This window comes from Minwuia sp. IMCC3060 (assembly GCF_029909435.1).
Classification (GTDB): domain Bacteria; phylum Pseudomonadota; class Alphaproteobacteria; order Minwuiales; family Minwuiaceae; genus Minwuia.
The window spans coordinates 2,891,571-2,908,019 of record NZ_CP123782.1 but is presented as its reverse complement, the minus strand read 5'-3'; the positions used below and the strand labels follow the sequence as shown (position 1 = coordinate 2,908,019).

At 64.8% G+C, this 16,449-nt stretch carries 15 protein-coding genes; 13 read left to right on the top strand and 2 right to left on the bottom strand.

The window, feature by feature from the left end; all coding sequences use genetic code 11:
• Window position 1: 1 nt before the first annotated feature.
• From murB to lpxC, 6 genes are all read left to right on the top strand, one after another.
• Window positions 2-940, top strand: coding sequence for a UDP-N-acetylmuramate dehydrogenase (gene murB, locus QGV54_RS13635; protein WP_348637696.1), 939 nt, complete (start codon window positions 2-4; stop codon window positions 938-940).
• Window positions 937-1,842 (top strand): D-alanine--D-alanine ligase, encoded by a 906-nt coding sequence (locus QGV54_RS13630; RefSeq protein ID WP_281016297.1) that lies wholly within the window; start codon window positions 937-939, stop codon window positions 1,840-1,842. The genes murB and QGV54_RS13630 overlap by 4 nt, the downstream gene beginning before the upstream one ends.
• A complete protein-coding gene (locus QGV54_RS13625; protein ID WP_281016298.1) occupies window positions 1,830-2,714 on the top strand; it encodes a cell division protein FtsQ/DivIB in 885 nt (294 codons plus the stop codon). Before QGV54_RS13630 ends, QGV54_RS13625 begins: the two co-directional genes overlap by 13 nt.
• 43 nt (window positions 2,715-2,757) lie before the next feature.
• Complete coding sequence (gene ftsA / locus QGV54_RS13620; RefSeq protein WP_281016299.1) at window positions 2,758-4,002, top strand: cell division protein FtsA; 1,245 nt, start codon at window positions 2,758-2,760, stop codon at window positions 4,000-4,002.
• Between the two features lie 140 nt (window positions 4,003-4,142).
• Window positions 4,143-5,825, top strand: a complete 1,683-nt coding sequence (gene ftsZ / locus QGV54_RS13615) for a cell division protein FtsZ (RefSeq protein WP_281016300.1) — start codon at window positions 4,143-4,145, stop codon at window positions 5,823-5,825.
• A gap of 229 nt (window positions 5,826-6,054) precedes the next feature.
• Window positions 6,055-6,960 (top strand): UDP-3-O-acyl-N-acetylglucosamine deacetylase, encoded by a 906-nt coding sequence (gene lpxC / locus QGV54_RS13610; RefSeq protein ID WP_281016301.1) that lies wholly within the window; start codon window positions 6,055-6,057, stop codon window positions 6,958-6,960.
• Between the two features lie 33 nt (window positions 6,961-6,993).
• Here the strand turns inward: lpxC and QGV54_RS13605 are convergent, their stop codons facing one another.
• Together QGV54_RS13605 and QGV54_RS13600 are read right to left on the bottom strand one after the other, a co-directional pair.
• Window positions 6,994-7,434 (bottom strand): VOC family protein, encoded by a 441-nt coding sequence (locus QGV54_RS13605; protein WP_281016302.1) that lies wholly within the window; start codon window positions 7,432-7,434, stop codon window positions 6,994-6,996.
• A 79-nt stretch (window positions 7,435-7,513) separates the two neighbouring features.
• On the bottom strand, window positions 7,514-8,305 hold the full coding sequence (locus QGV54_RS13600) for a helix-turn-helix transcriptional regulator (RefSeq protein ID WP_281016303.1): 792 nt from the start codon (window positions 8,303-8,305) through the stop codon (window positions 7,514-7,516).
• A gap of 112 nt (window positions 8,306-8,417) precedes the next feature.
• Between QGV54_RS13600 and QGV54_RS13595 the strand changes: the two genes are divergently transcribed.
• From QGV54_RS13595 to QGV54_RS13565, 7 genes are all read left to right on the top strand, one after another.
• Window positions 8,418-10,313, top strand: coding sequence for an acyl-CoA synthetase (locus tag QGV54_RS13595; RefSeq protein ID WP_281016304.1), 1,896 nt, complete (start codon window positions 8,418-8,420; stop codon window positions 10,311-10,313).
• 104 nt (window positions 10,314-10,417) lie between these two features.
• Window positions 10,418-11,641 (top strand): aromatic ring-hydroxylating dioxygenase subunit alpha, encoded by a 1,224-nt coding sequence (locus tag QGV54_RS13590; RefSeq protein ID WP_281016305.1) that lies wholly within the window; start codon window positions 10,418-10,420, stop codon window positions 11,639-11,641.
• Window positions 11,642-11,752: 111 nt separating this feature from the next.
• Entirely contained in the window at window positions 11,753-12,586 is an 834-nt protein-coding gene (locus QGV54_RS13585) for a TauD/TfdA family dioxygenase (protein WP_281016306.1), read from the top strand.
• A 58-nt stretch (window positions 12,587-12,644) separates the two neighbouring features.
• The gene (locus QGV54_RS13580; RefSeq protein WP_281016307.1) at window positions 12,645-13,499 is read left to right on the top strand and encodes a TauD/TfdA family dioxygenase; all 855 of its coding nucleotides are present in this window, start codon (window positions 12,645-12,647) and stop codon (window positions 13,497-13,499) included.
• 87 nt (window positions 13,500-13,586) lie between these two features.
• Window positions 13,587-14,594, top strand: coding sequence for a TRAP transporter substrate-binding protein DctP (gene dctP / locus QGV54_RS13575; RefSeq protein WP_281016308.1), 1,008 nt, complete (start codon window positions 13,587-13,589; stop codon window positions 14,592-14,594).
• 39 nt (window positions 14,595-14,633) lie between these two features.
• Entirely contained in the window at window positions 14,634-15,173 is a 540-nt protein-coding gene (locus tag QGV54_RS13570) for a TRAP transporter small permease (protein WP_281016309.1), read from the top strand.
• The gene (locus QGV54_RS13565; protein ID WP_281016310.1) at window positions 15,170-16,435 is read left to right on the top strand and encodes a TRAP transporter large permease; all 1,266 of its coding nucleotides are present in this window, start codon (window positions 15,170-15,172) and stop codon (window positions 16,433-16,435) included. Before QGV54_RS13570 ends, QGV54_RS13565 begins: the two co-directional genes overlap by 4 nt.
• Window positions 16,436-16,449: the final 14 nt, after the last annotated feature.

Below are 16,449 nucleotides of genomic sequence, written 5' to 3'. Positions count from 1 at the left end.
CATGACCCCGATCCCCCGCAACGACCTGATCAGCCGACTGCCCGACGTCCGGGGCAGCTACACCGCCGATGCGCCCCTGAGTGCGCTCACCTGGTTCCGTGTCGGCGGCCCGGCGGAGGTGCTGTTCCGCCCCGCCGATCAGGCCGATCTGATGGCATTCCTGGCGGCGAAACCGACTGATGTGCCGGTGACGGTGATTGGTGTCGGTTCCAACCTGCTGGTGCGCGACGGCGGTGTGCCGGGCGTGGTGATCCGCCTCGGACGTGGTTTCAGCGATTTCGAGGTGATCCGCTCGGAAGGAACAGTCGCGATCCGTGCGGGCGCCGGCCTAAGCGACGTGAACCTGTCGATGAAGGCCCGCGATGCCGGTCTCTCTGGCCTCGAGTTCCTGCGTGGCGTGCCGGGCACGGTGGGTGGCGCGCTGCGCATGAATGCCGGGGCCTACGGGGCGGAAGTGAAGGATGTTCTGGTCTCCGCGCGCTGGATCGACGCTGCCGGGGAAATGCAGGAATCGTCGGTGACGGAGCTTGGCTTCGGCTACCGGCATTGTGCGGCGCCCTCGGACGCGATCTTCGTGGATGCGCTGTTCCGGACCGTTCCCGGAAAGCGTGAAAACATCGATGCGCGCATGAAGGAAATCAGTGCCGCCCGCAATCTCAGCCAGCCGGTGAAGTCCAGCACGGGCGGTTCCACCTTCGCCAACCCGCCGGGTGCCAAGGCCTGGGAACTGATCGATGCGGCCGGTTGCCGGGGCCTGGTGGTGGGCGATGCACAGGTTTCGGAGCAGCACTGCAACTTCCTGATCAACCGGGGCAATGCAACTGCTGCGGACCTCGAGACTCTGGGCGAGACCGTGCGCCGCCGGGTGGCTGAAACATCCGGTGTGGAACTGCACTGGGAGATCCGACGCATCGGTGTCGGTCCGGGGGGCAGCGCATGAAACATGTTGCAGTCCTGATGGGTGGCTGGTCGGTCGAACGCGAGGTCTCGCTGGTCACAGGTGCGGCCTGTGCGGATGCGCTCGAAGCCTGCGGGTTCAGGGTCACGCGCATCGACGTGGACCGGAACCTGGCGACACGGCTGACCGAAGTTCGCCCGGACGTGGTCTTCAATGCGCTGCATGGCCGCTTCGGAGAGGACGGAACGGTGCAGGGCATGCTGGAGATGATGGGTATTCCCTATACCCACTCCGGTGTTCTGGCGTCGGCCATTGCCATCAACAAGCCCGCTGCCAAGGCGCTGTTCCGTGAGGCCGGAATCCCGACGCCGGATGGCGAGGTGCTGACCCGTCGTGCCCTGGCCGCGCGCTCGGACTGGCAGGCCCCGCTGGTCATCAAGCCGATCAATGAAGGCTCCTCGGTCGGTGTCGACATCATTCTGGAGGGCGACAACATCCCGCCGCTGGAAACCGGCGACCCGGAGGCGCCGGTGCTGGTGGAACGCTACATCCCGGGGCGCGAGGTCCAGGTGGCCGTGGCCTTTGACGAGGTGCTGGGTGCCATCGAGATCCTGTCGCCGGGGCGCTTCTATGACTACGAGGCCAAGTATGCGCCCGGCGGGTCGCGTCACGTGATGCCCGCACCGCTTCCGGAGGCCGACTATAGCGCCGCCTGCGAGATCTCATTGCTGGCGCACCGGTTGCTGGGCTGCCGCGGCATCACCCGTTCCGACCTGCGCTATGACGATACCGGGGAGGGGCCGGCAAAACTGTTCCTGCTGGAAGTGAACACCCAGCCTGGCATGACACCCACATCACTGGCGCCCGAGATCGCACTGCACCAGGGCATCGACTTCGAGACGCTGTGTACCCGACTGGTGGAGGATGCATCATGCGATCGCTGACCGCGAAGGCCGCCGAGCGTCCCCTGCAGGAGACCAAGACCGCGAAGGCAAACCGCAGGTCCGGGAAGCAGCAGCGCACCATGCCGCGGCGGGAGCGCCGCCGCCGGGTCTGGAGCTGGATCGCCGTCGCCCTGATGATCGGCGTCATTGGCGCGACCTTCCATGCGGTGCGGCAAGGCTGGCACGCACAGGCCTTCATCGCTCTGGGGGAGATGGTCGACGACGGTTATCGCGTCGTGGGTCTGACGGTGGAAGAGGTTACCCTGACGGGGCGTGACAAGGCGGGCATGAATGCCCTGCGTCGCGCCCTGGATGTGGAAGTCGGGACCCCGATCCTGCGCCTCGACCTGGATGAGCTTCAGGCCCGTCTGGAAAGCGTTGGCTGGATCGCATCGGCCGAGGTGCAGCGTCACCTGCCGGACCGTCTGCATATCGACATCACCGAACGTGTGGCCTTTGCCCGCTGGCAGCGCGATGGCCGGACCAGCCTGATCGACCGGGATGGGGAGATCATCCTGTCCGACGTCGGTCACCGCTTTGCCTATCTGCCCCGGATTGTCGGCGACGGCGCAAATGTCCGGGCGGCGGAACTGCTGGACCTGCTGGATGGCTCCCCCCGCCTCGCGCGGCAGGTGCAGTCGGCCAGCCTGATCCGGGAACGGCGCTGGGACGTGACCCTGGAGAGCGGCATCACCATCAGCCTGCCGGAGCAGGGCGCGGACGCCGCCTGGCAGCATCTGGATGAACCGAAACACCGCAAGCGACTGCTGGCGGACGACGTTGGCTTCGTGGACATGCGCATACCGGGGCGCGTGATCGTGCGGGGCAGGGACAGTGGCGGCGATCAGAAGCCGCAGGAACAGGAGACCTGATCATGCAGAGGGCGGATCAGGGTCGAACAGGGGCTGCAGGGTAATGGCGAACGGACGATCCCAGTTCATTGCGGCGCTGGATGTCGGGTCCAGCAAGATCAGCTGTGCCGTGGCACAGCCGCTGGATGACGGCTATCGCGTGCTTGGTGCGGCGTCGCGCCGTGCGGAGGGTTTGCGCCGTGGCGTGATCACCGACATGGATGCGGCGGAGGCCGCGATCCGCGATGTGGTGGATCAGGCGGAGCAGCGCGCAGGCGTGGCGGTGGATGATGTCTTCGTCTCCCTCTCCGGCGGCATGCCGTCCAGTCATGTGGCGGAGGTGGAGATCGCCGCCCCCGACCGGCCGATCACGGATCAGGACGTGCGGCGGCTGCTGCAGCTTGCGGGCACGCGGGAGGAGCAGGGAGAGCGCTCCGTCCTGCACGCAATTCCGGTCGGCTTCGCGCTGGACGGAGAGACAGGTATCCAGGACCCGCGCGGCATGGTGGGGCGGCGGCTGAGTGCGCGGGTGCACCTGCTTTCCGCCGCACAAGGCGCGCAGCGGAACCTGAAGATGTGCATCGAGCGGTGCCTGCTGCGCCCGGTCGATCTGGTCGCGGCCCCCTATGCCGCCGGACTTGGCTGTCTGAGCTGGGATGCCCGTGATCTCGGCTCCGTCGTCATCGATCTGGGCGCGGGCGTGACCAAGATCGGCATCTTCCGCAACGGCACGCTGATCTTCGCCGACGCGATCCCCATCGGCAGTGCGCATATCACCAACGACATCGCCTCCATTCCCGGGCTGACGCTGGCCTTCGCCGAACGGCTGAAGACCCGCCATGGCAGCCTGTTCGTCGGTCCCAACGACGACGATGTGACCGTCGCGCTGCCATCCTTCGTGGAGGGCTGGACGGACGGCACAGGGCAGATGGCCCTGTCGCTGCTGACCGGTGTGATCCGCCCGCGGGTGGAGGAGATCTTCGAAACCGTGCGGGACATCATCGATTCCTCGGGTCATGCGGCAATCGCCGGGCGCAACGTCGTCCTGACGGGCGGCGGCAGCCTGCTGACCGGCATCGACGCCGTCGCGCGCGACATTCTCGACCGGCCCGTCAGCCTGGGTCGTCCGATTGGTCTGGCCGGTCTGAAGAAGGACATGTCCGGACCTGATTTCACAACGCTGGCAGGCACCATCGCCTTCGCCGAGCGTCGTCTCGAAGCACGTCATGCGGTTGACGTGCCAGCCACCCTTCCTGGCCGTGTCGGGCGGATTGTCCGCCTGGGTCGTTGGCTCAGGGAGAACTTCTGATGTTTGCGTTCCATGAGGCCCCCTCGCGTCGGAACGCCGGAAAGGGTGAGTCCGTCAACAACACCCAAGCCCGGAGCACCGCACATACCAGGCATTCCCCACTGAAACCGTCTGTCGGGCATACATAAGGAGGCATCGACATGGCCATTAACCTGACCAATCCTGAACTCACCGAGATGCTGCCACGCATCGTGGTATTTGGCGTCGGTGGCGCCGGCGGCAATGCCGTCAACAACATGATCGAATCGGAGCTGCAGGGTGTGGAGTTCGTCGCCGCGAACACCGACGCCCAGGCACTCGCCAAGTCCAAGACGACCAACCGCATCCAGCTTGGTGCCGGTCTGACGCAGGGACTGGGCGCGGGCGCGCAGCCGGACGTCGGCCGTCAGGCCGCCGAGGAGGCCATGCCGCTGATCCTGGAGTATCTGGAAGGCGCGCACATGTGCTTCATCACCGCCGGAATGGGTGGTGGTACGGGCACGGGCGCGGCACCGGTGATCGCCCGCGTCGCGCGGGAGCATGGCGTGCTGACCGTCGGTGTCGTCACCAAGCCGTTCCAGTTCGAGGGCAAGCGCCGTCTGGCCATTGCCGACGCGGGTGTGCGTGAGCTGCAGTCGAGCGTCGACACGCTGATCGTCATCCCGAACCAGAACCTGTTCAAGGTCGCGACCGACAAGACGACCTTCGCGGATGCCTTCAAGATCGCTGACGAGGTGCTGCACTCCGGTGTCCGCTCCATCACCGATCTGATGGTGGAACCGGGCCTGATCAACCTCGACTTCGCCGATGTCCGCACCGTCATGAACGAGATGGGCAAGGCGATGATGGGTACGGGCGAGGCCGAGGGCGAGGATCGTGCGCAGGCCGCGGCCTCTGCCGCAATCGCCAACCCGCTGCTGGAGGACATGTCGCTGAGCACCGCACAGGGTGTTCTGGTCAATGTGACCGGTGGCATGGATCTGACCCTGCACGAGGTCGACGAGGCCGCGAACCTGATCCGCGAGGAAGTTGACGAGGACGCCAACATCATCATCGGCTCCATCCTCGACCCGTCGCTGGACGGCAAGATGCGCGTCTCCATCGTCGCCACCGGCATCGACGTGATGCAGGCAGAGAAGGCGGTACCCCAGGGCTTCACCCCGCGTGTCGTTGCCACGGCGGATCGTTCCGTCACCGCACCGGCTGAACTGACGGCGAGCCGCCCGATGTCGGGTGGGACGATCCCGTCCGGCGGCAATTTCGCCACGGCGCGCAAGCTCGAGCCGGAAATGGAGATGGAAACCGATCTCGACGCCGAGGAAGCCGTCGGCACCGCTGAAACCCAGCCGGTTGTCGACGACGTCGCTGATCACGACATCTTCCAGGCACCGGTCGAGGAGAAGGTCGAGGCAAAGGGTGTGACGGAGCGGACCTACGAGATTCCGTCCTATCCGGCGCGTTCGGCCCCGGAACCGCGGCACATTCCGGCCTCCGAGAGCGGGCTGGATGATGGCTTCCTGGCACCGTCCGCACAGACGGCGCGGACCATCGACACCGCACCGCCCGCACCTGTGACGCAGGCCCCGGCGGAGGAAAAGCCGACGGGTGCACGCCGGTTCCTGAACCGGCTGCGGGGCAAGTCCCGGTCCGCCGACGAGACCCAGACCAATGCCCAGCCGAAGCGTCCGCTGTTCCCGAACCGGGGCAGTGAACAGGCATCCGAGGCCGAGCGGGCGGAGCCCATGCTTTCAGGACTGTCCCTGCCTGAGGCGGAGCCGCGGAAATCCGCGGGTTCCGAGGATGACCTGGACATTCCGGCCTTCCTGCGCAGGCAGGCGAACTGAGCGTTCGCCGTGCCTGACGGAAAGGGTAACAGTGGGTAACAAAGAGTGACTTGAGCGCTGTCAGGGCGATTCATATAACCCCTGACAGCGCCTTATCTTTCATTGATTCGTTTGTCTGTTTAACGGGTCGGGGAAGGGCGGGTGGATGCTGACCGGCACAGGGCCGGTGTGGGGAGTGGCATCGAACTCATTTGTCGGCGGGGAGCCGACTGTCCAGAGGGGACATCGCGTGAGCCTGCAACGGACCATCGCACGACGCGTCGAACGCCACGGAACAGCGCTGCACTCGGGGCTGGACGTGACGATTGCCTTTTCGCCTGCCGAGCCGGGGACTGGTATTGTCTTCCGCCGCTCCGACATGGACGGAAACGCCGCGCTGATCCCCGCACGCCATGACCATGTTGCCGATACGCGGCTCTGCACGGTCATCGCCAACGCCCATGGTGCCAGTGTGGCGACCATCGAACACGTCATGGCGGCCCTGTCCGGCAAGGGCGTGGACAATGTCATCGTTGATGTTTCAGGCGCCGAGACACCTGTCATGGACGGCAGTGCCGGTCCTTTCGTGGAGATGATCCGTGAAGCCGGTATCGTCGAACAGAATGCGCCGCGCCGCGTGCTGCGGGTGCTGAAGGAAGTGCGCGTCGGTGAAGGCGACTACTGGGCCCGCCTGACGCCGTCGGAGGAGTTCCGTCTCAGCTTCAACATCGCCTTCGACAATCCGCTGCTGGCCAGCCAGTCGACGCAGTTCCATCCCGACTTCGGCGATTTCGAAGAGGACATTGCGCCCGCACGGACGTTCTGCCTGTTCGAGGAGATCGAGAAGATGCGGTCCATGGGCCTTGCCCGTGGCGGCTCCCTCGACAATGCGGTCGTTGTCCAGGGCGACAAGGTCCTGAATCCGGAAGGCCTGCGTTTCGGTGACGAGAGCGTGCGGCACAAGCTGCTGGACGCCATCGGCGACCTGCGTACCGCAGGCTACCAGATCATCGGCCACTACCATGGTGAGCGGGCCGGTCATGCGCTGAACAACAAGCTGCTGCATGCATTGTTCGCGGACCCGACCGCCTATGTCATCGAGAATGCGGTCTCCACGGACTGGGACGACGTCCGCATTGCGGACGCCGCCGACTGAAAGGCTGCTGACCGTCAGGTCTGATGCCTGACTTCAGGACGTGCTTTCCGTCTCGCTGGCCTGCGGCCAGTAGGTTCCGAAATTCCAGTACAGCCCCTCCAGATCGCGGCAGGAGAATTCCCTGCTGCCATAGTCCGTGTCCTCGACCGGCCTTGGAACCTCCACACCTGATGCGATGACCCTGGCGCAGAGTGCGTCTGCATCATCGATGGCGATGTAGACGGACGTCCCGTCGCCTGCGGCAGGTCCGGGCTGCCCAACGGCCTGGCCGAATTCGTCATCACGGGCGCTGCCAACCATGATCAGCGCCGAACCCAGGGCAAGCTGGGCATGGGCAATGCCGCCCTGGCCGTCTTCCACGACGAAATGGCGCCGGAAGCCGATCACGTCCACCAGCCAGTCGATCATGGCCGGGCAGTTGCGATAGCGGCGGGTGAGGTAGATGCGTGGTGGTTCGATGGGGGCGTCGGCCATTTGCGGTCCTCCTGTCCAATGGTTCGGACCGGCATGATGACAAGTGCCCGGGCAGGCGGATTGAACAAATGTGACCTGCTCAGACCTGCCCCGGTGTCGTCCCCGCCATGCGCGCGAACTCCCGCGTCAGATGGGCCTGATCGGCGTACCCGGTCCCGTGCGCAATGGCGGCCACATTGTCCGATCCGTCCTGAAGCTGCTGCAGTGCATTCTCGAATCTGACAATGCGGGCATAGGCCTTCGGAGCAATGCCGACCTCGGCGGAGAAACGCCGGGTCAGATGCTCCCTGCTGATATCCAGTTCTTGCGCCAGTCGGCTGATCCGGGCCGTACCGGCGCTGGCCTCGATCGCCCGCAATGCCTGCATGACAGCCGCACTCTGCCGCGCTCCCGGCAGGATACGCTCGCGCAGGAACTGCTCCAGGATGCGGAACCGTTCCGGCCAGTTGCCGCAGAGCGCGAGCCTTTCCACGATGTCGCGGCCATCCTGCCCCAGCAGATCCGCCAGACTGACCACCTGCCCCGTGATCTCCGTCAGCGGGATGCGGAAGAATGCGCGTGCACCCGCAGGCGTGAAGTCCACCTGCACGCAATGCACCGGGCCGACGGAGCGCACGACGGTGAACCGGTCGATCAGACCGGCGGTGAACGTGTGGTGGGCGGCTTCCGCGCCTGGCCTGTGCCCGGCATGGATCAGATAAGGGTCAGCGAAGTTGATGATCAGCGGCAGGAAGGTGGTGGCCGGCATCCGGTGGGTGAAAGGTGGTGCAGCCATGTCGGCGAACCCGGCCCATCGGACCAGAAACGGTCGCAGGTCGGCGGGCAGGGGCGGGCAGGTCTCGTCGCCTGCTGGCTGATCGGGCATGTCCATGCACGCATCATGTCACCGATACCGACCCGGGTCAGCCTGAACGCTGGACGGCGGATCGGGGATGGCTATCGTTGCAGCAGAGAGAAACTTCACCCTGGGGAGGATGAACATCGTGCGACAGATCCCGACGACGCTGGCGGAAGTCGAGGAGGTCGAGCAGACCCCCTGGCAGGACAGGCTGATGGCGGAGAACGTCTACGCGGCAATCGCGAAGTCGGCGAACGCCTGGCCCGACCGGCCTGCCATCCATTTTCTGGCGCACGGGCAGCTGGATGACGAACCCCAGACGATCCTGTATCGCGACCTGCTGGCCCGCATCACGGCCACCGCCAACCTGCTGCGTGATCTCGGGATCGGCGATACGGATGTCGTGACCCTGCTGATGCCGATCATCCCGGAGACGCAGTATTTCCTCTGGGGTTCGGAAACAGCGGGCATCGCGAACCCGGTGAACCCCTTCCTGGAAGTCGATCATATCGTCGGCATCTGCAAGGCGGCGGGGACGAAGGTTCTGGTCGCCTGCGATCCGTCCATCAGCCCCGATCCCTGGCCCAAGGCGGAAGCGGTGAAGGCGGCCCTGCCGCATATCACGCTGATCCGGGTCGGTGGCCCGGCTGCAAGCACACCCGATGTCGTTTCCTACGAGGAGGCGATCAAGGGTGTCGCGGACGACCGGCTGACGTTCGATCGCGACTTCCATCTGGACGACGTCGCCGCCTACTTCCACACTGGGGGCACCACCGGGGTGCCGAAGCTGGCGCGCCACACGCAGAAGGGCCTGATGCTGCACAGCTGGACCTTCGGCAACTGCATGCCGGACCCGACCGACAGCAGTCACGGGCCGCAGCATTATCCCCTGGGCATTCCGCTGTTTCATGTCGGTGGCGGCACCTGCTACAGCCTGATGCCGTTTGTCTGGGGCCGGACGGTGACCATGCTGGGGGCGGAGGGGTATCGCAACCCGAACTCCCTGCGCGATTTCTACGCCAACTGCGCGCGCCTCGGCTGGACCAAGATCCCCATCGTGCCGACGGTCTGGTCGATGCTGCTGCAGATGCCGGTCGGAGATCATGATCTCAGTCGGGTGCAGTTCGGCGGCGTCGGCGGTTCGACACTCTCCGTCGAGGTTGCCAATGCGGCGATGAAGAAGCTGGGCATTCCGCTGGTCGAGGGCTGGGGCATGACGGAGACCCACGGCTTTGCGACGATCAATCCCTATCTGGGGGACATTCGCGTCGGCTCCGTGGGGCTGCGGCAGCCCTACATGCAGTTGCGCATCGTCGAACCGGACGGCAAGGGCGGTATCGCGCGGGATTGTGGCACGGACGAGATCGGTCTGGTGGTGGTGCGTGGTCCGCAGGTCTTCGGCGGTTATCTGGATGAAGTCCATGACTCGAAGGCCTGGCTGGGCGGGGACCGCCACAGCGGCTGGTTCGATACCGGGGACCTGGGCCGGATGGACGCGGATGGCTACGTCTGGCTGACCGGACGGGCCAAGGATCTGATCATTCGCGGCGGCCACAATATCGATCCGGCAACCATCGAGGACGTGCTGTACCAGCATCCGGCGGTGGAACTGGCGGCTGCGGTCGGACGCCCGGACAAGCGCGTTGGTGAGATTCCCGTGGCCTATGTCCAGTTCGGTGCCGGCAAGACCGAGACCGTGGACAATCTGAAAGCCTTTGTTGCCGAACGCATTCCGGAGCGTGCCGCGAACCCGGTCGAGATCATCGCGATGACCGAGATGCCGCTGACCGGCGTCGGCAAGATCTTCAAGCCGCAACTGCGGCTGGACGCGGCGCGACGGGTCTATGAACGGGAGTTCGCGCCGCTGGCGAAGGAGATGCAGGTCGAGATCGCCATCGACGTCCGCACCGACAAGCTTCATGGCACGCTGGCAACCGCGACTATTTCCGGCGAGGGCGACAGGGAGGCCGCCGCAGCGAAGGTGAGGGAAGCCATGGGGGCCTACGAGATCCGTGCCGAGGTCACTGTCGCCGACGGCTGAATGGCAGGGGGCGTCGCGAACGAAACAGCCAGTGTTCGCGTCGGAGCATTCCGCGCTGACCGCAATGGGCTGATCATCGCCTGATCAGGGATCAGGAGGTTACGATGGACAGCCCGCGTGGACGCAATCTTGTCGATGACAGCCTGGTCGCCGCCCTGCGTCACGTGGCGGACCGCGCCAATACGACCGCGGCCCTGCCCAACGAAGCCTATACCGACGCGCGGACGCTGGCGGCGGAAGCGGACGCGGTTCTGCGTCAAGCCTGGATCGGCATCGCGTTCGAGGCGGACGTTCCCCGGCCCGGTACGGTCTTTCCCGTCGATCTGACCGACACGCCACTGCTGCTGGTGCGCGACAGGGACGGCGTGGTGCGCGTGTTTCACAATGTCTGCCGTCATCGCGGCATGAAGCTGGTGGTGGAGCCGGGCCGCACCGGCCGCGTGATCCGCTGCCCCTATCACTCCTGGTGCTACAGGCTGGATGGCAGTCTTGACCGGACACCGCATGTGGGTGGCGTGGGCCAGGATACCCATGCCGACCTGGACCCGACGAGACTGGGCCTGATCGAGGTGCGGTCGGCGGTCTGGTTCGGCACGGTCTTCGTCGATCTGTCCGGCACTGCCCCCGCCTTCGATGCAGCCAGGTCCGGCCTGCAGGCGCGCTGGTCCGCGTTCGCCGACGCGGATTTCCGCAGCGGTGGCGCGGACAGTACCTTCGATATGGTGCTGAACGCCAACTGGAAGCTGGCGGTGGAGAATTATCTGGAGAGCTATCACCTGCCGTCCGTGCACCCTGCCCTGAACAGCTATTCCCGGATCGAGGATCATGAGTTGCTGGTGGGCGATGATGGCTTTGCCGGGCAGATCAGTCTGGTCTATCGACCGGTGCTGGACGCGGACGGGCTGGGCTTCCCCAAGGTGGGGGGACTCGGCGAATACTGGCAGACCCGCGGGGAGTATGTCGCGCTGTATCCCAACCTGCTGCTCGGGGTGCATTCCGACCACTGGTTCTCCATCCTGTTGCTGCCGGACGGCCCGGAGCGTACCCAGGAGCGCATCCGTATCGGCTATTTCTCTGAGGATGCCGCAACCGGGGTGGACTATGCGGCGCTGCGTGAAGCCAACACCCGCCTCTGGCAGGTCGTGTTCGGGGAGGACATCTCTCCCGTGGAACGGATGCAGGCGGGACGCCATTCACCGGCGTTCGATGGGGGTGTCCTGACGCCGGTCCTTGAGACCACGACGCGCGACTTTCATGCCTGGATGGCGGACCGGTTGCTGAACCACTGGGCATCCGGCGGGCATCGCTCAGCCCTACCGCACGACTGACATACCCGCGTTTGTTCCATATCACGCTTTGCCAAAGTGATGTGATGCAGTTACATTAATCAGTAACAGGCATCGGGACACGATGCCTGCTTTCCTGGGGAGGAGGGCATCATGGCAGCAGGCATGACGGTCTCACCGGTGACTCCGATCATCGGTGCGGAAGTCAGCGGGGTGGATCTGGCAAACATCGACGATGACGGGTTCTCTGCTCTCCGGAAGGCATTCCTGGATCACAGCGTGCTGTTCTTCCGGGACCAGGATATCAGCATCGATGCCCACAAGGCGCTTGGCCTCCGGTTCGGTGACCTGCACATTCATCCGGCCGCGAACGACTACAACGACGGGGTGAAGGATCATCCCGAAATCCTGGTCATCCATGCGGACGAGAAGACCACACGGACGGCGGGCGACAGCTGGCATTCGGATGTTTCCTGCGATGCCGAGCCGCCGATGATGAGCATCCTGCGTCTGCACACGCTGCCGCCGCTGGGGGGCGACACGCTTTTCGCCAGCATGTACGCCGCCTATGACGCGCTGTCGGACCCGATGAAGCGGTTGCTCGACGGGCTGACCGCGACCCATGACGGCGGTCCCAACTATCGCGACCGTGCCGGGCGCCAGGGTGTCGATACCTCGGCCAAGGCCTATCCGGCTTCTTCGCACCCGATCGTGCGGACCCATCCGGAGACGGGCCGCAAGGCGCTCTACGTCAATCGTGCCTTCACCACCCATGTGGACGGTGTGCCTAAGGACGAGAGCAACGCCATCCTCGGCTTCCTGTTCAACCACATCGAGAAGGCGCAGTTCCAGTGCCGGTTCCGCTGGCAGCCGAACTCGGTCGCCATGTGGGACAACCGCTGCACCCTGCACCACGCGATGTGGGACTATTTCCCCAATGTCCGGTCCGGTTTCCGGGTCACGGTCAAGGGCGACCGGCCCGTCTGAGGGGCACAATCACCGTGCCGGCACCGTGCCGGTCCGGCGTTCCAGAAGGAGCACCAGCATGAATGACATGAGCACAGGCTACGCCATCCTGGATGTGCGTCGTACGTCGCCCAACATCGGGGCGGAGGTTCGGGGTGTCGATCTGGCCAACGGGCTGACGGCAGAGGAATTCGCCGAGGTGGAGCGTGCATTCCACGAATATCAGGTGCTGTTCTTCAAGGACCAGTCACGCATTGACCCCGGTGTGCAGGTCGAGATCGGGAAGATGTTCGGGCCGTTGCATTTCCATCCGGCGGCACCGCATCTGGAGGGCTATCCGCCGGTCTTCGTCATCCACGCCCACAAGGATTCGAAGATCGCCAACGGGGAAGGCTGGCACACCGATGTCTCCTGCGATACCGAGCCGCCGCTGGGTACCATGCTGCAGATGCACATCCTGCCAAGCGCCGGCGGCGACACCATGTTCGCCAGCATGTACGGCGCCTATGACACGCTGTCGCCGGCGATGCAGTCCTTCCTGGAGGGGCTGACCGCGACCCACGAGTCGGAGCACATCTATCGCGGGCGATATTCCGACCGGGGCGTGGACGACTCGGACAAGGTCTATCCCTCGGCGGTGCATCCCGTGGTCAGGACCCATCCGGCGACCGGTCGCAAGGCGCTCTATGTCAACGGCGGCTTCACGACGCGGATCAACGAGCTTTCCAAGGCAGAGAGCCGCAACCTGCTCGATTTCCTGTTCCGCCACATGGAGGAGCAGTTGATGGTGACGCGGTTCCACTGGTCGGAGAATGACGTGGCGCTGTGGGACAACCGCTGTGTCCAGCACCGCGCGCTCTGGGACTACTGGCCGGAGGAGCGCAAGGGCCACCGCGTCACGATCAAGGGTGACAGGCCTTTCTTCAAGCCCTGACACGGCAGCACTGAGACCGCACGACACAAACACGGAAACAGGCATCCGCAACAGGCAGGATGCAGGACATGCAAGGGGAGAGAACGAATGAAGGGATTGATCAGGGGGGCGGTGCTCGCCACGACGATGGCTCTGGCAGCCGGGACGGCAAGCGCCGAGGAGATGGTGGCGAAGTTCTCCACCCATTGGGGACCGCAGCATCCGGCCTCCGTTCAGGCCATCAAGTTCATCGACCGGGTGAACGAGCGCCTGAAGGGCAAGCTGCGCATCGACGTGTTCCCGGCGGGCCAGCTCTTCGGCATCCGCGAGATCATGGGCGCGCTGGCCTCCGGTTCCGTGGAGATGGGTGCCGTGGTCGGCATCGTCAGCTTTCCGCCGATCAACCGGAACTACAATGTCACTGCGTTCCCGGGCTATTTCTCCAGCTTCGAGGACCAGCGCAATTTCTTCGAGAACGATCCCAAGGGCAAGGAAGTCTGGGAAAACATCCTGACCCGCACCCGTACTGCGGTGGTTGCCTACAACCCGGTCGGCCCGGCCGCGATCTATTCCTCGGCAAGCAAGCTGGAGACGGTTGCGTCGATGGCTGGCCTGAAGGCCCGTGTGCTGAGCAATGCGGATCGTGCGCGCTGGACGGCGCTGGATGTGGGCAAGATGGTCTCCCTGCCCACGCGTGAGGTCTATACCGGCCTGCAGAATGGCACCATCGATACGGTCTCGACCGTTCCGGGGGCCATCAAGGCCTATAGCTGGTGGGAGCATCTGACCGCGGTGCAGCTGCCGTGGATCTCCTTCGCGGATGCCTACATCATGGCCAACCAGGCCTGGCTGGACCGCCTTCCCGAAGATGTGCGGCAGGTGCTGGCCGAAGAGGGGGCACGGCTGGGCGAGGAATCGACGGCCGACATCATGAAGGCCTCCGCTGCCGTGCATGAGGAGTTCGTGGCCGAACATGGCGGCACTGTCTCCGTGCTTGAGGGGGCAGAACTCGCCAAGCTGCGTGCCCTGGAAGCATCCAAGGTCGAGCCGCTGCTGGCCGAAGAGGTCGATGCGGATGTCTTTGCCGCCCTGAAGGCCTATGCAGCCGGCAAATAGGCTGGTAGCCGCCATCACGTCCCCGCGGAGTGCGGGGGCGTGAGGCTGCTGCTCAGCGCTTATCGGCTGCTCTACGGCACCAATTCACTGATCCAGCGGGTTGCGCTCGGGCTGGGCATGGCCATCGTCGCCTTCGCCGTGCTGGCGCTGTTCGCGGCGGCGGTGGAGCGGCATGTCACCGGGCGGGGCTATGCCTGGATGAATGACCTGCCGCCGTTCCTGCTGCCATGGTGCGTCTTCCCGCTGATGGGGGTCCTGCTGCGCAGCGGGCGCCATATCTCGGTGGATGTCGCGCCTACCCTGCTGCCTGCCGGACCTGCCCAGATCCTGCGTCTCATCGTGGGACTGGTTGCGCTCGTGTCCGGCATCTATTTCTGCAATGCAGGGATCGAGGCGACGGGTTTCTTCCACATGCTGGGTGAGGTCACCGAGACTGAGATCCAGTTCCCGTTCTGGTTCCTGTACGCCGCCTTTCCGACCGGTTTCGGCATCCTGTCGCTGTTTGCGCTTGAGTTGGTGCTGCGCGAGATCCTGTTGCTGGCGGGCATGCTGCCCGGTGAAGAGGCGAAACCGACATGATCGCACCTGCCGCCTTTCTGGCTCTGGTCCTGCTGATCCTTTCGGTGCCGATCTTCCTGGTCTTCGGCATTGGCTCCAGCCTTGTCGCCACCCTGGAACTGCACCAGCCGTTCACGACCCTGCTGCAGGTTTCATTCGGCGCGGTGACCAAGCATGTGCTGCTTTCGATCCCGCTGTTCATCTTTGCCGGACTTGTCATGTTGCAGGCCGGTGTGGCGCGGCGGCTGGTCCATCTCTCGGTGACGCTGGTCGGTCATCTGCCGGGCGGCCTCGGCATCGCCATGGTGCTTGCCATGGGGTTCTTTGCCGCCTTCTGCGGTTCCATTCTGGCTGCAATCACCGCGGTCGGTTCGATCCTGATGCCGATCATGGTGGAGCGTGGATATACCAAACGCTTCGTCGTCGTGCTGGCTGCGACCGCTGGCCTGCTGGAGGCGCTGATACCACCGTCGAACGGGGCCATCATCTTCAGTGCACTGACCAACGTGCCGGTGTCGAAGACCTTTGCCGCCGGAATCCTGCCGGGCTTCGTCTTCATGGGGCTGCTGATCGTCTACGTCATGTGGGCCTGTCGGAAGATGCAACGCGATGAGCGCTCCGGCTGGCGCGCGCGCGGCCAGGCCTTTGTTGCCGCCATTCCGGGACTGATGACGCCGCTGATCATTCTGGGCGGCATCTATTCCGGGCTGCTGACCCCGTCCGAGTCGGCTTCGGTCGCAGCCTTCTGGGCGATCATCGTCGGCTTCCTGGTGCACCGTGAACTGACGGTGCGCGGGATACTGGAGGCGCTGAAGGCGACGGCGATCATGACAACCGTCATTTTCTCCATCATCGCCATGGCGACGTTCCTCTCGGTGATCCTGACCTTCACGCGGGCGCCGCAGGACCTCGTCACCTTCTTCATCGAGTTCGGTGCCACACCTCTGACCTTCCTGATCATGGTGGGTGTGATCTGTCTGCTGCTCGGTACCTTCCTGGAGGTGGTGCCGGTGATCTACCTGACGATCCCGGTGTTCATCGCCATCATCGACCACCTGGGCATCGATATCCTGCACTTCTACGTCGTGTTCGGTGCCTTCGTCGGGCTGGGACTGCTGACGCCACCGGTCTGCGTCGGGGTCTACACGGCGGCGGCCGTGATCGACGAGGCACCGGACAGTGCCTTCCGCGCGGTTCCGGCATTCGTCATGGTCGGTCTGGTCTATGCGGCGCTGATGATCGCCTTCCCCATCATCGCGACCTGGCTGCCGTCGATGATCTGATACGGCGGGGCGCG

Bases quoted from the DNA above. Each gene is read 5' to 3' on its own strand.
- QGV54_RS13605 (WP_281016302.1), bottom strand. From the start codon at position 7,434: ATGGCCGACGCCCCCATCGAACCACCACGCATCTACCTCACCCGCCGC.
- QGV54_RS13630 (WP_281016297.1), top strand. From the start codon at position 937: ATGAAACATGTTGCAGTCCTGATGGGTGGCTGGTCGGTCGAACGCGAG.
- QGV54_RS13590 (WP_281016305.1), top strand. From the start codon at position 10,418: ATGGACAGCCCGCGTGGACGCAATCTTGTCGATGACAGCCTGGTCGCC.
- QGV54_RS13585 (WP_281016306.1), top strand. From the start codon at position 11,753: ATGGCAGCAGGCATGACGGTCTCACCGGTGACTCCGATCATCGGTGCG.
- QGV54_RS13565 (WP_281016310.1), top strand. From the start codon at position 15,170: ATGATCGCACCTGCCGCCTTTCTGGCTCTGGTCCTGCTGATCCTTTCG.
- dctP (WP_281016308.1), top strand. From the start codon at position 13,587: ATGAAGGGATTGATCAGGGGGGCGGTGCTCGCCACGACGATGGCTCTG.
- ftsZ (WP_281016300.1), top strand. From the start codon at position 4,143: ATGGCCATTAACCTGACCAATCCTGAACTCACCGAGATGCTGCCACGC.
- ftsA (WP_281016299.1), top strand. From the start codon at position 2,758: ATGGCGAACGGACGATCCCAGTTCATTGCGGCGCTGGATGTCGGGTCC.
- QGV54_RS13625 (WP_281016298.1), top strand. From the start codon at position 1,830: ATGCGATCGCTGACCGCGAAGGCCGCCGAGCGTCCCCTGCAGGAGACC.
- murB (WP_348637696.1), top strand. From the start codon at position 2: ATGACCCCGATCCCCCGCAACGACCTGATCAGCCGACTGCCCGACGTC.
- QGV54_RS13580 (WP_281016307.1), top strand. From the start codon at position 12,645: ATGAATGACATGAGCACAGGCTACGCCATCCTGGATGTGCGTCGTACG.
- QGV54_RS13600 (WP_281016303.1), bottom strand. From the start codon at position 8,305: ATGGACATGCCCGATCAGCCAGCAGGCGACGAGACCTGCCCGCCCCTG.